This is a genomic window from Bacillus sp. N5-665 (assembly GCF_022637375.2).
In the GTDB taxonomy this organism is placed as follows: domain Bacteria; phylum Bacillota; class Bacilli; order Bacillales; family Bacillaceae_G; genus Bacillus_A; species Bacillus_A wiedmannii.
On record NZ_CP093325.1, the window covers coordinates 2,136,927 to 2,158,460 of the forward strand.

Annotated in this window: 18 protein-coding genes, 4 pseudogenes and 1 riboswitch; of the genes and pseudogenes, 17 read left to right on the forward strand and 5 right to left on the reverse strand. The window is 35.0% G+C overall.

The features are described from left to right. Window positions 1–300: 300 nt before the first annotated feature. Both MNO09_RS13490 and MNO09_RS13495 read left to right on the forward strand, forming a co-directional pair. A pseudogene (locus MNO09_RS13490) lies at window positions 301–3,261 on the forward strand (Tn3 family transposase). Window positions 3,262–3,741: 480 nt separating this feature from the next. Then, window positions 3,742–4,569 (forward strand): endonuclease I family protein, encoded by an 828-nt coding sequence (locus MNO09_RS13495; protein WP_000672209.1) that lies wholly within the window; start codon window positions 3,742–3,744, stop codon window positions 4,567–4,569. A 142-nt stretch (window positions 4,570–4,711) separates the two neighbouring features. Here MNO09_RS13495 and MNO09_RS13500 read toward each other — a convergent pair whose 3' ends face one another. Further along, window positions 4,712–6,142 carry a YfcC family protein gene (locus MNO09_RS13500; RefSeq protein ID WP_001175955.1) on the reverse strand — a complete coding sequence of 477 codons (1,431 nt, stop codon included), beginning with the start codon at window positions 6,140–6,142 and terminating at the stop codon, window positions 4,712–4,714. Between the two features lie 201 nt (window positions 6,143–6,343). Between MNO09_RS13500 and rraA the strand changes: the two genes are divergently transcribed. From rraA to MNO09_RS13535, 7 genes are all read left to right on the forward strand, one after another. Then, entirely contained in the window at window positions 6,344–6,823 is a 480-nt protein-coding gene (gene rraA / locus MNO09_RS13505; protein WP_000266065.1) for a ribonuclease E activity regulator RraA, read from the forward strand. A 338-nt stretch (window positions 6,824–7,161) separates the two neighbouring features. Further along, entirely contained in the window at window positions 7,162–8,928 is a 1,767-nt protein-coding gene (locus MNO09_RS13510) for a DUF4430 domain-containing protein (RefSeq protein WP_241950170.1), read from the forward strand. 57 nt (window positions 8,929–8,985) lie between these two features. Continuing rightward, window positions 8,986–9,807 (forward strand): DUF4430 domain-containing protein, encoded by an 822-nt coding sequence (locus tag MNO09_RS13515; RefSeq protein ID WP_000041448.1) that lies wholly within the window; start codon window positions 8,986–8,988, stop codon window positions 9,805–9,807. 22 nt (window positions 9,808–9,829) lie between these two features. Next, complete coding sequence (locus MNO09_RS13520) at window positions 9,830–10,708, forward strand: energy-coupling factor transporter transmembrane component T (protein WP_002096436.1); 879 nt, start codon at window positions 9,830–9,832, stop codon at window positions 10,706–10,708. Continuing rightward, the gene (locus MNO09_RS13525; RefSeq protein ID WP_002096438.1) at window positions 10,681–12,342 is read left to right on the forward strand and encodes an ABC transporter ATP-binding protein; all 1,662 of its coding nucleotides are present in this window, start codon (window positions 10,681–10,683) and stop codon (window positions 12,340–12,342) included. The genes MNO09_RS13520 and MNO09_RS13525 overlap by 28 nt, the downstream gene beginning before the upstream one ends. Next, complete coding sequence (locus tag MNO09_RS13530; RefSeq protein WP_000044892.1) at window positions 12,315–13,016, forward strand: ECF transporter S component; 702 nt, start codon at window positions 12,315–12,317, stop codon at window positions 13,014–13,016. The genes MNO09_RS13525 and MNO09_RS13530 overlap by 28 nt, the downstream gene beginning before the upstream one ends. A 183-nt stretch (window positions 13,017–13,199) precedes the next feature. Beyond that, window positions 13,200–13,922, forward strand: coding sequence for a YwiC-like family protein (locus MNO09_RS13535; protein ID WP_000779973.1), 723 nt, complete (start codon window positions 13,200–13,202; stop codon window positions 13,920–13,922). Window positions 13,923–13,954: 32 nt separating this feature from the next. On the opposite strand, the gene MNO09_RS13540 is transcribed toward MNO09_RS13535, so the two are convergent. After that, window positions 13,955–14,146 carry a hypothetical protein gene (locus MNO09_RS13540; RefSeq protein WP_000545003.1) on the reverse strand — a complete coding sequence of 64 codons (192 nt, stop codon included), beginning with the start codon at window positions 14,144–14,146 and terminating at the stop codon, window positions 13,955–13,957. 122 nt (window positions 14,147–14,268) lie between these two features. Then, window positions 14,269–14,367, forward strand: a riboswitch (SAM riboswitch). Between the two features lie 40 nt (window positions 14,368–14,407). On the opposite strand from MNO09_RS13540, the gene MNO09_RS13545 reads away from it, so the two are divergent. The 4 genes from MNO09_RS13545 (at window position 14,408) to MNO09_RS13560 (ending at window position 16,317) form a co-directional block, all read left to right on the forward strand. After that, a complete protein-coding gene (locus MNO09_RS13545; RefSeq protein WP_002096439.1) occupies window positions 14,408–14,725 on the forward strand; it encodes a hypothetical protein in 318 nt (105 codons plus the stop codon). A 253-nt stretch (window positions 14,726–14,978) separates the two neighbouring features. After that, window positions 14,979–15,368: an SWIM zinc finger family protein gene (locus MNO09_RS13550; protein WP_000271538.1), complete on the forward strand. Its 390-nt coding sequence runs from the start codon at window positions 14,979–14,981 to the stop codon at window positions 15,366–15,368. 23 nt (window positions 15,369–15,391) lie between these two features. Then, the gene (locus MNO09_RS13555) at window positions 15,392–15,967 is read left to right on the forward strand and encodes an NAD(P)H-dependent oxidoreductase (RefSeq protein ID WP_001101661.1); all 576 of its coding nucleotides are present in this window, start codon (window positions 15,392–15,394) and stop codon (window positions 15,965–15,967) included. Then, window positions 15,964–16,317: a hypothetical protein gene (locus MNO09_RS13560; protein WP_001004514.1), complete on the forward strand. Its 354-nt coding sequence runs from the start codon at window positions 15,964–15,966 to the stop codon at window positions 16,315–16,317. Before MNO09_RS13555 ends, MNO09_RS13560 begins: the two co-directional genes overlap by 4 nt. 41 nt (window positions 16,318–16,358) lie before the next feature. On the opposite strand, the pseudogene MNO09_RS13565 reads toward MNO09_RS13560, so the two are convergent. Beyond that, window positions 16,359–16,637: pseudogene (locus MNO09_RS13565) on the reverse strand (TIGR00366 family protein); the annotation flags it as partial. 420 nt (window positions 16,638–17,057) lie between these two features. Between MNO09_RS13565 and MNO09_RS13570 the strand changes: the two are divergent. The 3 genes and pseudogenes from MNO09_RS13570 to MNO09_RS13580 form a co-directional block, all read left to right on the forward strand. After that, window positions 17,058–17,267: pseudogene (locus MNO09_RS13570) on the forward strand (SGNH/GDSL hydrolase family protein); the annotation flags it as partial. 105 nt (window positions 17,268–17,372) lie between these two features. Beyond that, complete coding sequence (locus tag MNO09_RS13575) at window positions 17,373–18,740, forward strand: short-chain fatty acid transporter (protein ID WP_000682881.1); 1,368 nt, start codon at window positions 17,373–17,375, stop codon at window positions 18,738–18,740. 915 nt (window positions 18,741–19,655) lie between these two features. Next, complete coding sequence (locus tag MNO09_RS13580) at window positions 19,656–20,411, forward strand: DUF7225 domain-containing protein (RefSeq protein ID WP_088107073.1); 756 nt, start codon at window positions 19,656–19,658, stop codon at window positions 20,409–20,411. 19 nt (window positions 20,412–20,430) lie between these two features. On the opposite strand, the gene MNO09_RS13585 is transcribed toward MNO09_RS13580, so the two are convergent. Continuing rightward, complete coding sequence (locus MNO09_RS13585) at window positions 20,431–20,529, reverse strand: YjcZ family sporulation protein (protein WP_088107074.1); 99 nt, start codon at window positions 20,527–20,529, stop codon at window positions 20,431–20,433. 43 nt (window positions 20,530–20,572) lie between these two features. Between MNO09_RS13585 and MNO09_RS13590 the strand changes: the two are divergent. Continuing rightward, window positions 20,573–20,815: pseudogene (locus MNO09_RS13590) on the forward strand (DUF5360 family protein); the annotation flags it as partial. 164 nt (window positions 20,816–20,979) lie between these two features. On the opposite strand, the gene MNO09_RS13595 reads toward MNO09_RS13590, so the two are convergent. After that, window positions 20,980–21,525 (reverse strand): transcriptional regulator, encoded by a 546-nt coding sequence (locus tag MNO09_RS13595; RefSeq protein ID WP_000066848.1) that lies wholly within the window; start codon window positions 21,523–21,525, stop codon window positions 20,980–20,982. Window positions 21,526–21,534 lie beyond the last annotated feature (9 nt).

A 21,534-nucleotide genomic window follows, 5' to 3' on the forward strand; every position in this document is an offset into this window, starting at 1 on the left:
AATAATGAAATGAACAAAATCGATATTCTTAATATACAGGAATATATACAGGAATCGGTTGTTTTTATATTAAAAATTGCTTAGCGTACGAAATTCGCATTTTTTTGGTACTATCTCAATTAATCTAAGCCTCAAAAACATAAATGTTTTTGAGGCTTTTTTATTTTATAAACATTATTTTGAAAAGACGCTTTCATCATTCCTATCCATTTGGAAATATGAGACAATCAAATAGTGTTTCTATAAATTTTAAATCGTATGTCATAGGTTTATGATAAATAAAAAGGGGGACGAATTCTTATGTATGTGAGGGTACGAGAACTTCTTACAGCAGAAGAACGAAAGCGGTATATGCAAATCCCCTCTGATATTAGCGAATGGACATTAAGTACATACTTTACCTTTAGTCAGCATGATAGAAAAATCATTAATCGCCATCGGAGGGATTATAATCGACTGGGTTTTGCTATGCAATTAAGTGTTTTACGATATTTAGGTTGGACTTTATCGGATATTGAACACATTCCTAACGAAGTTTTAGAATTTGTAGCGAGACAAATTGGTGCAAGTACAGAAGACTGGAGGCTATATGCCCAGCGAGAAGCTACAAGGTATGAACACGTGGAAGAAATTCGAAAGGAATATGGTTTGCGTAATTTTACAACTACAGATTATCGAAGATTATCTAAATTTCTTCAATCTCATGCATTAAATAATGGAACTACTACATATCTCATTGAGACAGCATTGCAAGAATTACGTACTTGGCAAGTTATAATTCCTTCAATGGCAGTGATAGAACGAGCAATATGGGAAACGCGCAAAAGAGCTGAAGAAATCATATTTAAAACGCTTACATCTTCTTTATCTCTTTTACAAAAAGAAAAAATAAGCAGTTTACTTCACTTTATACCTAATTCTTCAAAAACATATTTAGCTTGGTTAAAAGAAATACCTGGTCAATTTTCACCAGAATCTTTTTTAAAGGTAATTGAGCGTTTAGAGTATATAAAAGGCTTACAATTAAATATTGATACAAAAGGTATACATCCTAATCGTTTAAGACAATTATCTCGAATTGGGGCACGCTATGAGGCTTATTCATTTCGAAGGTTTAAAGATATAAAAAAGTATGCCATATTGGTAGCTTATTTACTTGATTTAACATAAGATTTAATTGATCAGGCCTTTGAAATTCATGATAAACAAATGATGAACTTACAACTAAAAGGTAGAAAACAACAAGAAGAATTGCACAAAAGAAATGGTAAATCACTAAACGAAAAAATCCTTCATTATGCAGATTTAGGAATGGCTTTAATCAAAGCGAAAGAAGAGAATGTAGACCCTTTTATCGTATTAGAAACCATTATGCCTTGGGATAAATTTGTAGCCTCTGTAGAGGAAGCGAAACAACTGTCGCGGCCAATGAGCTACGATTATCTGGATTTGTTAGAGAGTCGATATAATTATCTACGTAAATATACTCCCACATTACTTAAATCACTAAAATTTCAATCTACTAATTATGCCAGATACGTATTAGAAGCTTTAGAGACGATACATGAATTAAATGAATCGGGAAAACGAAAAGTACCTAATGGCGCGCCGTTGAGCTTTGTTACAAATAGATGGAGAAAATATATACATGATGAAGATGGAAATATTAATCGGCATTTTTATGAATTAGCTGCATTTACAGAACTACGGAATTATGTACGTTCGGGAGATATTTCTATTGTAGGAAGTCGACAACATAAAGATTTTGATGAATATTTAATATCTATCAACGAGTGGAATCACAGTAAAGAAAATGGCATTCGTCTAGCAGTTTCTACACATGCTGATGAGTATGTGGCGGAGCGAACAAAGACTTTATTAGAACGAATTGCAACATTTTCTAAAAATGCTAATTCCTTAGAAGGAGTAGATATTAGCGGTGGAACCCTGCATCTTCAGCGTTTAGACAAGGATACCCCACAAACAGCAAAGCAATTAAGTAGCAAACTTTATCATATGCTTCCTCGAATTAAACTCACAGACTTACTAATAGAGGTAGCTCATTGGACTGGGTTTGAACAGCAATTTATTCATGCCTCTACAAACAAACCACCTAAAGGTGAAGAAATTATCATTTCTCTTGCCTCACTTATGGCTATGGGAACGAATGTGGGACTTACAAAAATGGCAGAAGCTACACCTGGTATTTCCTATCATCAGTTAGCTAATGTAAGTCAATGGAGGATGTATGATGATGCATTAAATCGTGCACAAGCGGTATTGGTTAATTTTCAGCAAAAACTTCCCCTAGCTTCTTATTGGGGTGACGGTACCACTTCGTCATCGGATGGAATGCGAGTACAAATTGGCGTCTCATCATTACACGCTAGTTCTAATCCACACTATGGAACTGGAAAAGGAGCCACTATATATCGATTTGTAAGTGATCAATTTTCTTCTTTTTATACAAAAGTGATTAATACGAACGCAAGGGATGCTGTACACGTAATTGATGGATTACTTCATCATGAGTCAGATTTAATGATTGAAGAGCATTACACAGATACTGCTGGTTATACGGATCAAGTATTTGGTTTAACACATCTGTTAGGATTTCGTTTTGCACCACGATTAAGAGATATATCAAGTTCTAAATTATATACAATTGGTTCTCCTAAGGATTTTTTGAATATAGAAGGGCTTATCCGAGGGCAAGTAAATATGAAATTAATTTATGAAAATTACGATGATGTTTTACGGATCGCTCATTCCATTCGAGAGGGGAAAGTATCAGGTTCACTTATTATGGGGAAATTAGGTTCCTATACCCGGCAGAATAAAGTAGCGAAAGCGTTGAGAGAGATGGGAAGAATCGAAAAAACTATTTTTATCCTAGACTACCTTTCGAACAAAAATTTACGAAGAAAAGTTCAACGAGGTTTAAATAAAGGAGAAGCAATGAATTCATTAGCAAGAGCAATCTTTTTTGGGAAACATGGAGAATTTCGTGAACGTGCTCTTCAAGATCAATTACAACGAGCAAGTACTTTAAGCATTCTTATTAATGCTATTATCATATGGAATACTGTATATCTTAGCCAAGCTGTAGAAGTGTTAAAAAACACAGAGGGTTTAGATGAAGAATTATTAAAACATGTTTCACCTCTAGGGTGGGAGCACATTAACTTTTTGGGAGAATATCGATTTAATTCTAGGAATACAACAACATTAGACACTCTTCGTCCTTTACAACAAATCTAGAAATAAGAGCCGGATTGTCCTTAGAGTAGGAATTTCGGCTCATTTTTTGTCGAAACTTGCTTAGCGTATATTTTCGTTAAAATGTGGGCGGTACCCCTTATTCTTCAGAGGAAGAAGGGTTTTACACCAAAAAATAAAGACAATTATAGAAAAAGGAAAAGTCGAGCTATCATCTTAATTTTTATTCAAAATGTTTTCTGAACAATTAATCAAATATGCATAATTGCATAAAAAAATTGAAATTTCTAAGTTAACATTAAACTACCTTTAAATTGTAAAGAATATTTTAATAATCTTTACTAGAGAAGGATATTCCTTGAGAAGTAGATAAACCAAAAGTGTGGAAATGATACAGACTCAATAGAGTTTTGTATTAAATAAAAAGAAAAGGGTGGATATGGCTTTCTAAAAGTTTTTGGGGGTTAGAAAGCACTTATTAGTTAATAGCTTCAAATTATATTTTAAAGGGGAAATGGGTATATGAAGTTTCGAAATACAAAGCTTGCTATGGTTACACTATCTTCATTTTTTATTTTAGGTACTGCATCTCTATCATTCACAAATATCATACACGGTGAAGTAGCTTCTGCATCACCACAAGAGATTACTGCAAAAAGCTATGACGATACATATTATAATAATGCAATAGGAAAAACGGGTTTAGAATTAAAGAAGGAACTTCATAATATTATTGATGATCATACAAAGTTATCATACAGTGCGGTTTGGGAAGCACTAAGAGATACGGATGAAGATCCAAATAATAAAAACAATGTGATACTCTTATATACTGGGCGTTCGCAAGGGAAACTTACGAATGGTTCAGGAGTTGATAATTGGAACCGAGAGCATGTTTGGGCAAAATCTCACGGTGATTTTGGAACGACTGCAGGAGCTGGAACAGATTTGCATCATTTAAGAGCGACGGATGTATCTGTAAATAGTTCACGTGGAAATCTGGATTTTGATAATGGTGGTGTGAATCATTTGGAAGCGACAGAATGTAAATACGATAGTGATTCTTGGGAACCTCGTGATAGTGTAAAAGGAGATATCGCTAGAATGCTATTTTACATGGCTGTTCGTTATGAAGGAGACAACAGCGAAATAGATTTAGAATTAAATGAAAAGGTAAATAACAATAAAGATCCATACATGGGCAAACTATCCGTTTTACTAAAATGGAATGAACAAGACCCGGTAGATGAGTTAGAGCGAAAGCGTAATGAAGTGATTTTTACGAAATATCAACATAATCGTAATCCTTTTATTGATCATCCGGAATGGGTAAATAAAATTTGGAACTAAAATACTTAAAGGTATTTTACTTTGAGAGAAGGGATTGATCACTATGATCAATCCCTGTTTATATCTATACTAGAATAAGTGATTTTTATAGGATTGGAGAATAGAATAGATATTTTATCAAGTTAAGTATAATAAGAGTCTTTTAATACGGTCCCCACTCAATATTCACGCCAATAATAAGAAAAATAAGTCCAATGATAAACCAAATGAATGCAAGTGGAGCCATAAAGCGAATCCATTTTCCATAAGAAATGCCGCTCGCTGCGAGTACGCCCATTAAAACACCGGAAGTTGGATTGAGGCAGTTCACTACACCTTCTCCAAGCATAACAGCTTGTACTGTAACTTGGCGTGTAATGTGCATGAAATCGGCTAATGGAGCTAATATCGGAATGAAAATAACAGATTCTCCTGTCCCCGATGAAATGAGGAAATGTAATGCTGCACTACTTACATACATACCGATAACGCCAAATACAGGGCTATGTCCTTCGAGAGACTGTGCGAGTTGATTAACGATTGTATCAAGTAATTTGCCTTGTTCTAAAATGACTGAAATACAACGAGCCATTCCGACGATCAAAGCACCGTATATGAGATTTTGGCAGCCTGCTAGAAAAGTAGAAGCGATATCGTTTGCTTTCATACCACCTATTATTCCCGCTGTAATTGCTATGAAAATAAAAGTAGCGGTCATTTCGGCGTCTGTCCAATGTAGACGAAAAGCGCCTATTAAAAATACAATTAATGATAAAGCTGAAACGAGTAAAATTAATTTATGGCGTATTGTCCAAGGAACTTCTGTTTTCTGCGCCTCTTTTCCACTTGAAAGAGCATTACTTGGAAACCAGTTGTCACCGAGTATGCTTCCTTTATTCGATTTTTTTAAGCGTTTTACATACCAATTAATATAAAGAATGGTGGCAATTAAAAAAGAAATATAAATTACCGTACGTAAACCAATTCCTGAAAACATCGGAAGTTCTGCAATCTTTTGTGAAATACCTAAAGGTGAGGGAGATAAAATAGTAGCATTAAAACCAGCATAAGTGCCTAAATAAATAATTGCTACGCCGACGATAGCGTCCCATTTTAATGTGCGTGCAACGATGATGCCGATGGGGATAAAGCCGATAACTGAGTTAACGATAATGCCAGTTGTTCCGAGAATAGAAAAGAGTGCGGCGACAATGCAAATGAAAAGTAATTGCTGATTACGAAATTTGTTAATCACATGATAGATTAAACCGTCAAGGGCACCTGTCTTTTCAAGAATGGCGATGGCTCCACCTGTAAATAAAATTAAAAAGATGATCGGAGCAGCAAGTGTCATTCCTTTTTCAATAGCGGTAAAGAAAGAAACAAACCCTACTGGCGATTGTGGAACAGAATGATAACTTCCTGGTATTGTCGTTGTAACAGTACCGTTTGTAACTCTTTTAAATTCTCCAGCAGGAACGAAATATGTAGCAATGGCACAAAGTAAGGCGATAAAAAATAGTAGTACGTACGCGTCAGGCATTTTAAACTTTCGTTTACTCGGCTGCTTTTTTACCTCCGTATGTAATTGCATAAAAACCCTCCTTTTTCACTTGGTTAATTTTTAATATTCTGAAATTTATCTGTGAAATAGATTATAATAAAGGTAGCTTCTTAAGGCAATAGTTTTTCTATCCTTTTCCTGCACATACAAATTATTGCAACATGAGACAAGGAAACGAAAATAACCAAAGAATATGTTATATAGAAGGAATAAGGAAAAGAGGGGAAAAAGATGTGGAAAACTACGGATCTATGTGATGAGTTTGAGAATGAATTACAAATATGTCGCCAGTCTTTTCGGTCTTTTGGGAAGAAAGAACAATTTTACGGGAAAATTGCAACGGTAAAAGTGAAGGATGATAATGTACTAGTGAAGGAAGGATTGCAAACATTACCAGAAGGAACGGTATTAGTTGTTGATGGCGGAGCATCTACGAATTGTGCTTTACTTGGCGATAATTTGGCAGCTATTGCGGAGGAAAGAAAGCTGGCAGGAATTATTGTAAATGGATATGTTCGTGATTCTAGTGAATTAAAGAATATTAATATTGGTATTTTGGCGTTAGGGACGATGCCAAATAGAAGTGTAAAAGAGGGAAAAGGAGAGCGGAATATTTCGTTGCAATTTGGACAAGTAGAATGGAAGCCGAATGAATATGTGTATGCGGATGAAGATGGCGTCATTATTAGTGAAAAGAGTTTGCATCGTTAAGGGCTAGTAAACTACTATTCTCAGAAAATAAATCTGATAAGGAATGGACAAAACTCTTTGTCAATAGTAAAATAATACAGAAATTTATAATTAAAAGAATGTATAGGTTTATCGTTTTACGATAACTTAAATGGAAGTAAGTTGTGCCTAGAAAAGTGAATGTTATCACAATGATACGTTCATAAACAAAATTATTTTTCCTATACAAATATAGCCGCGAATGATGCGGGTCGGAGGTGTTGCGCAGTTTGTTCGACACTTACAAAAAAAGAGTGTCAATTGCACGCCCTTGAGGGGCCTTTTTTTGTGTAAATAGTAGTAAGGGAGGAAATTTTGGGATGGCAATGTTGAAAAAATGGCTGCTTACGTCGTTAATGGCAGTTACACTTGTATTTGTTTCTTTTGCGAATACAGTACATATTACGTTTGCTGAAGGAAATACAGCAAAACTTGCAATTATTGGGGAATCACAAAAGGGCATTATGTTGTGTCCGAAAGAAGAGCAGATTACAGATGGGGAAACAGCTTTAAGTTTGCTGCAAAAAGTCATGGGGGACAAAGTAACAGCAGAGACGATGTCGTTTGGAACGTATGTTAAAGGCATTGACGGTTTAATGGCTGGGGACACAAGTGGCTGGTTGTATGATGTGAATGATAAATCTGCAGAAGTTGGAGCAGATAGTTATAAATTAAATGCTGGAGATGTTGTTGTCTTTCGTTTTGTTGCAGACTGGAGCAATATGAGCCAGGAAACATTACAGCAAACATTAGATAAATTTGGTACTTGTAAAACTGTAGAAGAACCAAAAACAGATGATCCAAAACAAGAAAAACCAGAAGAACCAAAAACAGATGATCCAAAACAAGAAAAACCAGAAGAACCAAAAACAGATGATCCAAAACAAGAAAAACCAGAAGAACCAAAAACAGATGATCCAAAACAAGAAAAACCAGAAAAACCAAAGCAAGAGAACATTCAAATTCCAGCAGCGCAAGTAAATGAAGCGATCTCTAAAACATCTGAAAAGATGTTACAAGATGGAATTGAAAGTGATTGGGTAGCTTTAGGCCTTTCTCGTTCTGGAAAGAATGTTCCAATTGAGGCGAAATTAAATTATGTTAAGTCAGTAACTGAAAAAGTAGAAAAGCGCATTAACCGTTTTTCAGCGACAGATTTAGCTAGAACGATTATTATGATGAATGCAATGCAAGCAGACCCTACAAAGGTGGGCGAACATAATTTAGTTCGAAAATTGTACGAATCAGATAAAGTGAATTCTGTTACAGGTTATACATTTGCTTTACTTGCATTTGATACGAAGAAATATGAAGTTCCAGTGAATGCAAAATGGAATCGAGTTGCTTTAGTAGATGCGCTTTTAAACGCGCAACATACAGATGGCGGCTGGACTTACGATAGTGCAAGCAGTAAAGACAGTGCTAGTAGCGTTGATGTAACAGGTATGGTTTTATCAGCATTAGCTCCTTATCAAGATCGACCAGATGTGAAGCCAGCTGTAGAAAAAGCTGTTGCTTACTTATATAACGAACAGCTAGAAAACGGTGGTTTTTCTGCTGATGGACAAGAAAATTCTAATAGTGTTGCGCAAGCAATTATTGGATTATCACTTGTGAAAGATGTAGATCAAAATCGTCTGCATAAGGCAATGCAAAATCTAATGTCATACCAACTTCCAAATGGTGAATTTAAATGGTTACCAAGTGATCAAAACGGTAGCGGAATGGCTACAGAGCAAGCATTCTTAGCTTTACTTCAGTTTAAAGACCTTGGAAAATCGATTTATGATTGGTCAAATGTATCTGTTCCTGAAATTGATAAAAAACCAAATGTGGATTCAGAGAATGTTGTAGTAGAAAAAGAAGTTAGTGAACAACCACAAGAACAAAAGCAAGTACAACAAGAAACGAGAGATGACACTCTAAAAGTTGTTGTCGATAATGAACCGGTTAAAAATAAAAAATCCGGAAACGGTAGCACGTTACCAAAAACAGGAGCATCTTCTCATAGTGCAGCTACAGAAGTAGGTATGGGTGTATTATGTATTGCTGCTGCATATGTATTATGGAGACGTAAAGCAGCTTAACAAAAATTAGGAGCAATCATTTGCTCCTAATTTTTAATATGAAAGGTGAGAGACAACATGAGTAAGATGAAGTGGTTTATTTCTTTAATGCTTTCACTTGGGCTACTTGCCGGATGTGAAGAGGCAGCTGTAAAGCCTGAGAAGAAAGTAGAACCAAAGCAAGAAGAGGTAGCAAAACAAGAAGGGAAAAAAGATGAAGCGAAACCGGAAGAAAAGCCGGTGGAAAAACAAGCTGAACAAGAGCAAAATAAGCAAGACGAACAGAAAGAGAAACAAGAACAAAAAGTAGAAGAGAAGCCGAAAGAAGAAAAGCCACAGGCACAACCAGAAGTAAAGAAAGAAGAAAAGCCACAGGAACAGCCTGCTACTAAGCAACCAGAACAGCAAAAAGCACAAGAAGAGAAACAACCGAAAGCGCAAGAAATAAAAGAAGAAGCGAAGGTTGTGAATCAGCCGAAAGAAACACCGAAGCAGGAGCAAAAAGTTGATCCGAATAAAGAGGAGAAAACGATACCGACTCCGCCAGTACCAACTCCTGAACCACCAAAACCAGATCCAGTACCAGTACCTAAACCACAAGCAAAACAAGTCACTATCTCAGTAAAAGGTGATAAAGGCTACTTATTAGGTGCGAAAAAAATGGATGTACAAGAAGGCGATACAGTGTATAAAGTATTGCAACGTACAGGTTTAGATGTGGATGCAATGGGTTCTAAAGGTGATATTTACGTAAAAGGTATTAATGATTTATATGAAAAAGATATTACAGATACTAGTGGATGGAAATATCGTGTGAACGGTGCGTTTCCAAACCATAGTGCAGGTGTAGTAACAGTTAAACCAGGAGATACAATCGAGTGGGTGTATGTATTAAAATAAGAAAGGCATTCGGTAAAGGACTATGAAAATAAGTTTTTCTTCTTTACATCCTTTTGTGAATTTTTTCTATTATATCGGGGTGATGATACTATGTATGATGTGTCTTCATCCTCTTTTTTTAATTGGAGCAATTCTATTAATCGTTATAATCAATGTGATGCAAGGGAATAGCGAAAAGATAAGAAAGATGTTACCGAGCACAATTGTTTTCTTTTTTATGGTCATTTTATTTAATTCATTATTAACGCATAGAGGCCGAACTACATTATTTTGGTTAGGGGATAGCCGTATTAAGCTTGAGGCAATTATGTTTGGAGTAGTAATGGGGTTATTATTAGTTGCGATTATGTTTACGTTTGCTTCGTATAATGATATTATTTCAAGTCATAAATTTTTATATTTGTTTTCTAGAATTTCACCGAAAGTAGCATTGTTAACGATGATTACAGTGAGGTTTGTTCCTTTGTTTATGAGGCGATTACAGAAAATAACACTCGTCCAAAAGACAAAAGGTGTACAAGTAGATGCAGGCTCAATTGTTGAACGGGTGAAAAACGGTATGCAATTGCTGCAAGTATTATTAATTTGTTCGTTAGAAGATGCGCTGCAAACAGCAGATTCTATGCAAGCCCGTGGATTTGGTGTAACGAAGCGTACGACATATATTGGGTATAGAATGGAAAGACGAGATTGGTATACGCTCAGTTATTTAAGTATTCTACTTATCATTGCTATTATATGTAGTACGTATGGCGGGGGAAAGCTAATCATTTATCCGAAAGTCGAATCTATTCTATTTCAGCAATACGATGGAGTGATGTTTGTCGTACTTACGATGTTTATTAGTTTACCAATTATAATGGAAGGAAGGGAATGGATATGGTGGCGCATGCAGAAATAAACAATTTATCATTTGTATATGCTGATGAAAACGAATATGCGTTACAGCATATTTCTCTTTCTATTCAAAAAGGAGAGTTTATTGCACTTGCCGGCGGATCAGGCTCTGGGAAGACGACTTTATTAAAACATTTTAAAAAGGAATTACTTCCAATTGGGACACGTTCAGGAGAAATTTTTTATGATGACGTTTTATTAGAGGAAGTACCTGATTTATTATCTGCACAAGAAATTGGTATGGTATTTCAAAATCCAGAAAATCAGCTCGTAATGGATACGGTAATTCAAGAATTAGCATTTTCTTTAGAAAATATCGGGTTACCATCACAGATTATTCAAAAACGAATAGCAGAGCTTATTAGCTTCTTAGGATTTCAAGATTTATTGCATCAATCTGTTCATACGTTATCTGGCGGGCAAAAGCAGCTCGTCAATTTAGCTGCGGTATTAGTTATGCAGCCGAAATTATTATTATTAGATGAACCGACGGCGCAGTTAGATCCAATTGCTGCGAAAGAGTTTTTAGGATTGTTAAAACGTATTAACGAAGAACTTGGAATTACGATCGTTTTAAGTGAACATCGTTTAGATGAAGTGATACCACTTGCAACACGCGTTATTTGTATGGATAACGGCCGCATCGTTTATGATGGCAGTCCTAAAACGGTTATAGCGAACATGTGGGAAGTTGAAAAGTTCCGTCCATTTATTCCGCAAATTCCAAGATTGTTTTTAGAATGGGACGTGGAAGATATTCCGTTTACAGTGCGAGAAGCACAAATGAAACTGAATAACTTTTCAGATATATCATATGTGAATGAGCCAATAGCACAAAGTGAAAAGCGAGAAGTCATTTTAAGCGCAGAGCATATTTCGTTCCAATATGAAAAAAATAGTCCGCTTATTTTACGATATTTAACCGTATCGATTGAAAAAGGAAAATGGGTAGCTCTCGTTGGGAAAAATGGTACAGGTAAATCTACACTGTTAACGATTTTAGCGGGAGTGCAAAAAGCGAGAAGAGGGAAAGTAAAGTGGAATGGGAAAGTGATACATAAAATTGATTCGAAAGAACGATTTAAAAGGATCGGGTATGTATCACAACATCCGTATTATCATTTTACATTTGATACAGTGTGGGAAGAAGTGTATGAACGTGCACGTGAGTTATATGGAGAACAAGGAAAAGAAATAGCAGAAGATATGCTAAAACAGTTTTGGTTACATTCGCTTAAAGAACGCCATCCGCATGATTGTAGCGGGGGAGAGCAACAACTACTTGCGTTATGTACAACGTTATTATCAAAGCCGACTTTATTGTTACTTGATGAACCGACAAAGGGATTAGATCCGTGGAAAAAAGAAAGAGTAGGAGAGCTATTTAGAAAGCTACAAAAAGAAGGTACAACAATTGTAATGGCAACGCATGATATTGAGTTTGCAGCGAAATACGTTGATCAATGCATGATGTTATTTGACGGAGCAGTTATTATGAATGATGCACCGAAGGAATTTTTTAGTGGAAACTTCTTTTATACAACATCTATCAATCGATTCATTCGAAAAGAATTGCCATATGCATTAACGTGGGAGGATGTGTACGAAGCGTGTCCAAACGATATGTTGCATTCATAATATGTATTTTTGCAGTAATAATAGGCACATTACTCTTTACTACACTTATCATGGACGGTTATTACATGTTAAGTAGTTTGTTTTTATTAGTTATTATTATGTTACCTTTCTATATCCGCTTTGAAAGAAAGGCTTTTGTTTCACGTGAAATTGTGCTCGTTGCTGTGTTAGCGGCAATTGCAGCAGTTAGCCGCGTGCCATTTTCGATATTGCCAAGTGTACAACCGACTTCATTTGTCATTATCGTTTCTGCAATTGTGTTTGGGAGTGAAACTGGTTTTATGATCGGTGCAACAGCGGCTATCGTATCTAACATCTTTTTAGGGCAAGGTCCGTGGACGCCGTGGCAAATGTTTTCCTGGGGTATGATTGGTTTTATAGCTGGATTATTACGTAATACATTTTTAATGAGAAAGCTATGGGGAAGACTTCTATACGGATTGTTTGTTGGATTTTTATTTGGTTGGATTATGAACTTCTGGGGGCTTCTCGGTTTCATACGTGAGGCAACGTGGGAAGCTGTCATTTCGTATTATATCGCAAGTTTTTATTTCGATTTGAGCCATGCGATTTCGAATGTTGTTTTCTTACTATTATTTAGTACGTCTTGGATTACGATTCTTACGAGATTCAAAAAGAAATATGGCATATTAGATAAGCATAACATGGCATAGAAAAGCATACTCATATAAGGTAGGGTCGCGACTTACATATTCGTTTGCCTCTTTCATGCTTCTTACATATTGTAAGGAGCATTTTTTATTGTCAAAAAATAGTCCAATATATATCCGTTACTATATAAAATTATTTGTATAATAGTAGGTGAGAACTATTTTCAAAAGGGAGGTGTATAGTTAATGAAGTTAGTTATTCCGAAGCAACATGGTGCATGGGCCATGCTCGTTATACCATTTCTATTAAGTGTCATACTTGGGAAACCTACTATTTATCATATTCCATTGTTTTTAGCTTGGTTCTTTATCTATTTAGCTACGTATCCATTTCTTACGTACATAAAGCAAAAACGAAAAAAAGAGTTTTTACATGCAGCAATTGTATATTTTATCATCGCTTTCGTATTTGGGATGATTTCTCTATTATATGAATGGCGCATTCTTTTATTCGTAGCAGTAATGATTCCATTATTTATAGTAAATATGTATTACGCCCGTCAAAAGAATGAAAGAGCGTTACTAAATGACATTAGTGCGATTATTGTTTTTTGTATTGGTGGTTTAGTTAGTTATTATTTTTCAATGAAACTTATAGATAAAACAGCACTATTTATTGCGCTTATTTCATTTTTATATTTTTTAGGAAGTACATTTTATGTAAAAACGATGATTCGCGAGAAAAATAACCCGAAGTATCGCCGTATATCATGGGGGTACCATATTGTATTAACAATCATTGTATTTTCAATGAATCCGTGGTGTTCTCTTATTTTTATACCGAGTGTCATTCGAGCAATTATGTTGTATGGCAAAAAAATTTCTATTATAAAAGTAGGGGTTTTAGAAATTGCTAATTCTGTATATTTTTTAATTATAACGGTAATAATTATGAAGTATGCCATTTGAAAAAACTTCCCATCTTATGATGGGAAGTTTTTTCAATCTTGTTCTAAAATATGAACGGTGTAATCACAGCGTTGAATAGCTTGTTCGATCGCATAAAGTGATTGTTCAATACGAGCGCGATTAAAATCTTTTTCAACAGTCTGTAGCGCTTCTTCTAAACAATGTTTTGCTTCTTGTAATGATTGAAAAGAATTTTGGACATATCCACGAGCATTTTCGTGCATTTCATAATCCTCCTTGCATATTCATATATGTATAGTATGAACAGTAAGGAACAAAATATAATTTGTTATATTTATTTGACAATTAAAACGAAATTACGTATAGTAGGAATTAAGTGAATATTTTCTTATCCAGAGAGGTGGAGGGACTGGCCCGATGAAACCCAGCAACCGCGATGCAGGTGCTAATTCCAGCAGAACATATTTGTTCTGGGAGATAAGACGAAGATATATACGTAACTTCTTCTTATCGGAGAGGTTTTTTTGTTGCAAAAAAACCGATTACGAAAATTTATATTAAGAAGAAAGGGGTTGCGAAGTACTGTGACACTCGAAAAATACGTAAAACTGCGTAGTACAGTTTATGAATATATGATAGAGCAAGATAAGCCAATATCATTGTTAGATATTCAAGAACATATCGTTTCGCATCATGAAGGAAAATTCACGAAAAAGATGTTACATCAATTTTATTTATCAAGACTATTAGATGAACTGAAACTGGATGGGAAAATTACATTAGCTGATGAATATCTCTATACTGAAAAAGGGGTATTTTATAAGGCAGGAAAAGGGAGCTAAGCTCTCTTTTTTTTGAAGTATGTAGAGTAAAAGACTGCTTAAGCAGCCTGATACAAGGGAATGGTGTTGAGTGTGTAGTGTCAAAGATTGAATGTGCCTGAAAGAGGCACTTCATATCGGCTGCAAATGAAAAGAGACACCTCCGCCGAATAGGTGTCAGTCGTTTTGTCATATAGACTTGCTATTTGACAGTTATTAGAATAACATGCAGGGTTTTGGAAGTCAAAAGGGAATTAAAGGAAGAGGTGTTGTTATGTACGCTTACTTACTAAATGATATAACGAAATGGATTCCTAAGTACATTATGGATAAAGGTTTTGAATATTATGAAGAAGGACATGTAGAAGATGTTGAAATACAAGAAAAGAAAATATTTGCTTTTGTTACTGGAAATGCAGGAAACTATGAAGTAATGATTGATCTTGAAAATTTTACAGAAAGTAGCTGCGAGTGTCCATATGAGAATTATTGTAAGCATATGGCGGCAGTTGTTTATGATATTCAAGGTGCTGGTGAAAGTACGCTTAAAGAGAAACTGAAAGATTTAGAAAAGGAAGAGTTACTTACATTATTAAATCGTTTATTACAAAGTTCGAAAAACGTGCAAATTGTAGAAAAGATGTTAAAGAAGGGGAAACTGTAACTTATAGAGGGAGTTGTTTTGTAGTGAACGTACTAATTGTATACGCTCATCCTAGTCCTTCCAGTTTTAACGCGGCGATATTAAAGCATGTACAAAAAGGATTACAAGAAACAGATCATTCGGTTAAGGTACTTGATTTATATAAAGAACAATTTGATCCAGTCCTTGTATTTAATGAGGAGAAGAAAAGACGTGATTTAGTAAATGAAGAAGAAACAGCCCGGTACAGAACGTTAGTGGAAGAAGCGGATACGCTTCTCTTTATATATCCGATATGGTGGTGGGGGATGCCTGCTATTTTAAAAGGGTTTATTGATCGCATTTTCGTTGCTGGTTTTGCTTATAAATATGAAGGAGCCCTGCCGAAAGGCTTATTGAAAGGGAAGAAGGCATGGGTAATTAATACGTTAGACTCGCCATTATGGTACGTCGCACTATTATATCGATCAGCCGATTGGATTATGATGAAGCGAGGTGTGTTACGTTTTTGCGGCATTCGCGATATAAAACGATCTGTTTTTCAATCTGTGAAAACGAGTAAAGTAGAGAAGCGGGAAAAGTGGTTATTACACATAGAAGAAAAGGCTCGTTCATTATGAATGAAATGGAACGTATTATAAAGTGTTGTCAGTATGATAATGAACTTTTTCGTACATATATTAATTGTTTAATCCAATTGAAGAAATGTAGTGAAATGTTTCAACAAATACAGATTCAATTAAGGAATGATTATTTAATAAGAGGAATTTGTGAAAGAGAAGTGGATGAGGTAGTAAGAGGAAGTAAAGAATATGAAACGTATTTTCTTCCTAAAGCGTTACAGTGGAATTTCCTTAAGAAAAATCCACATGTAATTGAAAAAGTATGTGAAGACTTTTTTTCATTTGAGGCGTTACATCTTACGGAGATAGAGTGGGAGACCGTAATAAATTGCGTGGGAAATAAGTGATTTATTATGTAAAAAAGCTAGTATAAAACTAGCTTTTTGTTTTAAATAAATAAGAAACATAGACTAATGATAAATCCTGCATATAGTAAGTTAACGACGTAAAATCCCATAATATCACGAGCACCTAAACCAGCTATCGCTAATGCCGGTAATGCCCAGAACGGTTGAATCAAGTTCGTCCAAGCATCGCCCCACGCAATTGCCATTGCTGTTTTTGCAGCAGGTACACCAAGTTCAGCGCCAGCTGGAATCATAATTGGTGCTTGCACAGCCCATTGACCGCCACCAGATGGAACGAAAATATTAACAATGCCAGCATTTTGAGTTTTTATAAAGAAAAGGCGCTATCCTCAAAGTACCTCCTCCACTTAATCTATTCCTTCTATTAAAATTATAAATTGAAATACATTTTTTTATTAAGATAAGAAGCTGAATTAATACAATATCGTGATGAAATTTCTATATGTTGGTGAACTGGTTCCGTTAGCACTTGAATTTGAATTTTCTAGAAGGATTAGCGGTAGATTTGTATTGGCTGGTCCTGTTAGTGATTCGTTCCCTTGAGCAACTTGAACAGGGGGAGAAAACGGCTCTAAATGCGTATTGATTATCTGAAAGTTACGTCCGTTTGCGCTAACTTCGATAGACAACCATCCCTGAAGAATTGTAAATGGTTGTCCGCCAACTAGTATTGTTAATTTTGTTTTGAAATTGGTTATTCCTGTGGATTTAAAATAATAATTCCTGTAGTTAAAGAGTTAAAAAATGAAGCGAATTTAGGAAACTATTTCATTGTTGGATTAGATACAAATGGAGCCTTTACTACTGAGCAACTTGTTTCGTTTATAAAGTTAATTGGAAATGAACATAAAATGATATTTATTAATACGAGGGTACCACGTCCGTGGGAATCAATCGTTAATGAGAGGGTGAAAGTAACGGCATCTGAGTGTAACTCTAGTTGATTAGTATGCAGCAAGTGCAAAAGGATTTTATTTTCTTTTGTGGAATGTTATTTATATTTACCTTATTAAAGTTTAGAAAGGAGAATATTTATGAAACATTCTTTATTGGAGACAAATCCAGAACCAGGAAAGAAAGAATCATTGCTTACACGATGTGCAAATGTATTTTCGAGATGGTCTCAGAAATATGTCCCAGATGCCTTTGTTATTGCTGTGTTGCTAACTTTATTTACTTTCATTATAGCTTTATTGATGAATCCCTCAAATCCGTACAAAATCGTAAAATCTTGGGGGGATGGGTTTTGGACTTATTTAACGTTTACTATGCAAATGGTATTATTAATGGTTACAGGGATGACGCTAGCTTCTGTCCCTTTTATTAATAGAGGCTTGCAGTCCGTTGCAAAGTTAGCCGATACACCCCAAAAGGCTTATACGATGACATTTTTGATCAGTGCAATTGCATACTATATTAATTGGGGACTAGCCGTAGTTGTGGGAGCTATCATTGCAAAGGAAGTGGCGAAAAAGAATCCGAATGCACATTTTCCATTGCTTGTAGCAGCTGCTTATGCTCCGACAGCCTTATATAGCGCAGGTCTCTCCAGTTCTATTGGCCTGACAATTGCCACAAAGGATCATTTTCTTGTAGATATGATTGGAATTATTCCTACCTCACAAACAATCTTTAGTTATTCTACTCTAATTATTTTTTTCGCTCTATTCATCACGATGCCAATTATTATTGTCCTTATGGCTCCAAAAAGTGGGATTATTAGATATAAAGCACTCGAAACAGATACAAATTCTTTTGTAAAACCTCCGCAAAAAAACTTAACTCCTGCGGAAAAACTGGAATGGACACCGGTTTTAGGAATAGTATTAGGCGTAATCGGCACGTTGTATTGTGTTTATGAATTCATAAACGGTCATAGTTTAGATTTAAATATCATTAATTTATTTTTCTTGTCACTTGGTTTGCTCCTGCATGGTTCTCTTGGCAACTTTGCACAAGGATTCAAAGAAGCAGCGCAATCCATATCTCCAATTATCCTACAGTTTCCATTTTATGCGGGGATTATCGCTGTTTTAGGTAGTTCAGGCTTGGGAAGCTCAATCATTGAATGGATGGCATCTATTGCGTCAAAGGATACCTTTGATATATTTACATATTGGTCAGCGGGTTTGGTGAACTTATTGGCACCATCTGGCGGGGGGCAATGGGCTTTGCAAGGGCCACTGCAAGTCCCAGCAGGATTAAAGTTAGGTGTAGATCCGGCTACTATCGCTATGGCGGTAGGCTGGGGGGACGCATGGACAAATTTGATTCAGCCATTCTGGGCACTACCTCTTTTAGGAGTACTGGGATTGAAAATTAAAGATATTATGGGTTATTGTTTCATTCTTTGCATTTGGGTCGGGATTGTAACAAGTTTATTGATGTTATTTCTATATTAGTTTTCATAGGGATATACATTACTATCAAGTAATACCATTAAAATGAAAAAACACGCTATTCTTTCTGTAAAAACATGAGGAGGGATAGTGTTTTTTTATGTTTTTTAGAAAGGATGATCCATAATACATGGCTAATTCATGGTCAATATCAAATTCATTCGTAAGCTGTTCTTTATCAAGCTAACATGATAATCACCATCAACGCTATGGTTTTAAAACTATCCAAAATGGTATGGAAGAACCGGGAGTGTTGGAAGTACTACGAGAACAGTTGGGTATGATTAATAAGAGACAATAAAAAAATCCTCCTGGATGCAAGAGGATTTTTTTATAGGGAATAGTAAGGATGAGAGGAGGTGCATTACATATGGGAAAAGGTAGAAGTAATAATGCTGGTAAAAAGCAACCGAATTTCGATGATTCATCTAATTTCGCTAAACAAAGCCAACCGACAGAAAAGAAGAAGAAGTAAAAAAAGGATCTCTCTTTATCAAGAGAGATCCTTTTTTTATATATTGACGTTTCAGCACAACATATCGATTGCTCAACCAAATAGTCATTCATGCAAAGCTTAAACTCCTTCGAATGGAAGTCAATTTAATATTATTGTCCTGTTTTTTATAATGCTTCTTCACGTTTACCTTATTTAAAAAGCCAATACAAAAAAGACGCGTTTTCTAATTAAAAAGAGCTCTTAATGGAGTATTATCTTTATTTCGAGCCTTTAATAAAATTCTCCAATTTATATTTTACTCTATTAGGCTATGAAATTTAAGTGATTAAATGTAAAATTTATATAGATGATTATATAAAAAGTTAAAAACATCGGTTACGTTATTCTACAATCGGGTCAAATTATAGAGTAAAGGTTGTACTATGGCTAAAAATATTGATAAGCATGAGGAGAGGATTACATTGACTATTTATGAGCAATTTATAGAGGCTCTTAAAGAGAAAATAGGCGATACTGTAACATTTGCAGAGATAAAGGACAGATTAATAACAAAATTTAATACGAAACCGGGGAGTATTAATCCTGCTGATTATTGTTATAACCGTTATAATAAAGGGAGAGTATTTAATAAAAATCTGTTTATATATATAAATAAAAAAACTTATAGATATGTAGGTGAAAATTATCCTTATACAGGATTAGTTTTTCACAAACCTAAAGGGGCAGATTGTGAATCTATTGTAGGTGAGTGGGATAATGGTAAACTTCTTTTTTATAAGGATAAGGATAAAATAGGAATCTCACAAATCAAAAAGTTATATGAGGCATACTTTGAAATGTTACGATTTGAAATGAATGTTCTTGGGTGTAAGGCGACTGAATTAAGGCATCTTATAGGTCGTCTAGGTGAATTTTTTTGTGTCCTTTACACGAATGGTGAGCTATCCAAAGTGACGAATCAGCATGGATATGATGTCATTAAAGATGGGAGAAGAATAAGTGTTAAAACAACTGCCCAAGAAAAAGGGTTTATCACGATCAATCAAAACACATTTGACCAATTTGATGACTTCTTTGTAGTTCAGTATAAAGATGATGATTTGAAAGTATTATTTTATGGGCCAAAGGAAGAACTTCCGGCGCTTAGACCATATGGGAATACTTATGAGGTTGATATAAATTCTTTAAAGAGAGTAGAAAAGACACTCTTATCATAGTGTCTTTTCTTATAGTTTTTTAGCAGAAGCAAGCAACTCCAACGATGATTAATAAAATAAACAATACAACTAATAAAGTAAAACCTTCAGTAAAATCGCAATTACCACCAAATCCCATAATAGTTCCTCCTTTAATAAGAGGGAACAACAGGGGTATGCTCATGTATTTACATTCTAAACAAAAACATATTTGGAGCCACTTTGCATTCTTATCATTAATTTTAACTTTTTGTTCAGGATTACAAGCTCTAGCATTTTGGACAATCCGTTTAGATTTCGATATTTCTTGGTGGATTCCTAATTTATATTTATTAGTTTACCCATGCTTCTTTTTTAAAAGTGTTTGGAGAGAGTGTGGATGGTATGAGAGTAACATGAAAAAAGAAAGAAAAGAGTTCATTTAATAAAAGAAAGACAAGGGCTTTAAGCACATTCGAATTCTAGATCAGTTTTTTCGCTAGCCTTACAGCAGAAGTTAAAACAGAAGCTAAACAATTTCTGAAATGAAGATAGCCGATGATTCCTATGGTAAGGAAGCATCGGCTTGTATTATGTATATTGAGTTAGTTCACGTTTCTGGAATAATTGTAATAGCGACGGTCCGAACAGGGGTCTCTTTTTCGTCGCCTTTATTTTGGGTATGGTAGTATTTATTCATTAATTCGTTAAGTTCGTTTTGAAAGCTCATAAAGTGTTCTTCATCGAGCTTTAAGTCCACAACAGAAAAAGTAGCACTATCTTCTTGATTGTTTTGTTCCTCTAATTTCTTAAGGTAACTTTGATATTGTGTCATAAGTGATAACTGATAATAAGAAATGTAGTTTAACTTTTCATCATCAGACAATCCTTTCCACTCACTTCCTTCAATTTTTGCATCTTCTTCATTGATTGCGTAATATTTTTCAGAAACAGATTTCACCTTTTTTTCTTTAATTACATGGACGATACCAGAATCAACCATAGTTTGTAGCTGTCTATATAGTGTTGCTTGTGGTACATTTTTAATGATTTTTACCATTTCTAATGGTGTTAGTCCATCTTCTTTATTTCTCATTAATACTTGGCAAATCTTCATTCTTACTGGATGCATTAAAATTTCAACTTTATTACTCACTATATATCA

Coding starts and splice junctions, on each gene's coding strand:
- MNO09_RS13510 (WP_241950170.1), top strand. CDS start 7,162: ATGGCAATGTTGAAAAAATGGCTGCTTACGTCGTTAATGGCAGTTACA.
- rraA (WP_000266065.1), top strand. CDS start 6,344: ATGTGGAAAACTACGGATCTATGTGATGAGTTTGAGAATGAATTACAA.
- MNO09_RS13540 (WP_000545003.1), bottom strand. CDS start 14,146: ATGCACGAAAATGCTCGTGGATATGTCCAAAATTCTTTTCAATCATTA.
- MNO09_RS13550 (WP_000271538.1), top strand. CDS start 14,979: ATGTACGCTTACTTACTAAATGATATAACGAAATGGATTCCTAAGTAC.
- MNO09_RS13560 (WP_001004514.1), top strand. CDS start 15,964: ATGAATGAAATGGAACGTATTATAAAGTGTTGTCAGTATGATAATGAA.
- MNO09_RS13500 (WP_001175955.1), bottom strand. CDS start 6,142: ATGCAATTACATACGGAGGTAAAAAAGCAGCCGAGTAAACGAAAGTTT.
- MNO09_RS13515 (WP_000041448.1), top strand. CDS start 8,986: ATGAGTAAGATGAAGTGGTTTATTTCTTTAATGCTTTCACTTGGGCTA.
- MNO09_RS13495 (WP_000672209.1), top strand. CDS start 3,742: ATGAAGTTTCGAAATACAAAGCTTGCTATGGTTACACTATCTTCATTT.
- MNO09_RS13535 (WP_000779973.1), top strand. CDS start 13,200: ATGAAGTTAGTTATTCCGAAGCAACATGGTGCATGGGCCATGCTCGTT.
- MNO09_RS13575 (WP_000682881.1), top strand. CDS start 17,373: ATGAAACATTCTTTATTGGAGACAAATCCAGAACCAGGAAAGAAAGAA.
- MNO09_RS13525 (WP_002096438.1), top strand. CDS start 10,681: ATGGATATGGTGGCGCATGCAGAAATAAACAATTTATCATTTGTATAT.
- MNO09_RS13585 (WP_088107074.1), bottom strand. CDS start 20,529: ATGGGATTTGGTGGTAATTGCGATTTTACTGAAGGTTTTACTTTATTA.
- MNO09_RS13520 (WP_002096436.1), top strand. CDS start 9,830: ATGAAAATAAGTTTTTCTTCTTTACATCCTTTTGTGAATTTTTTCTAT.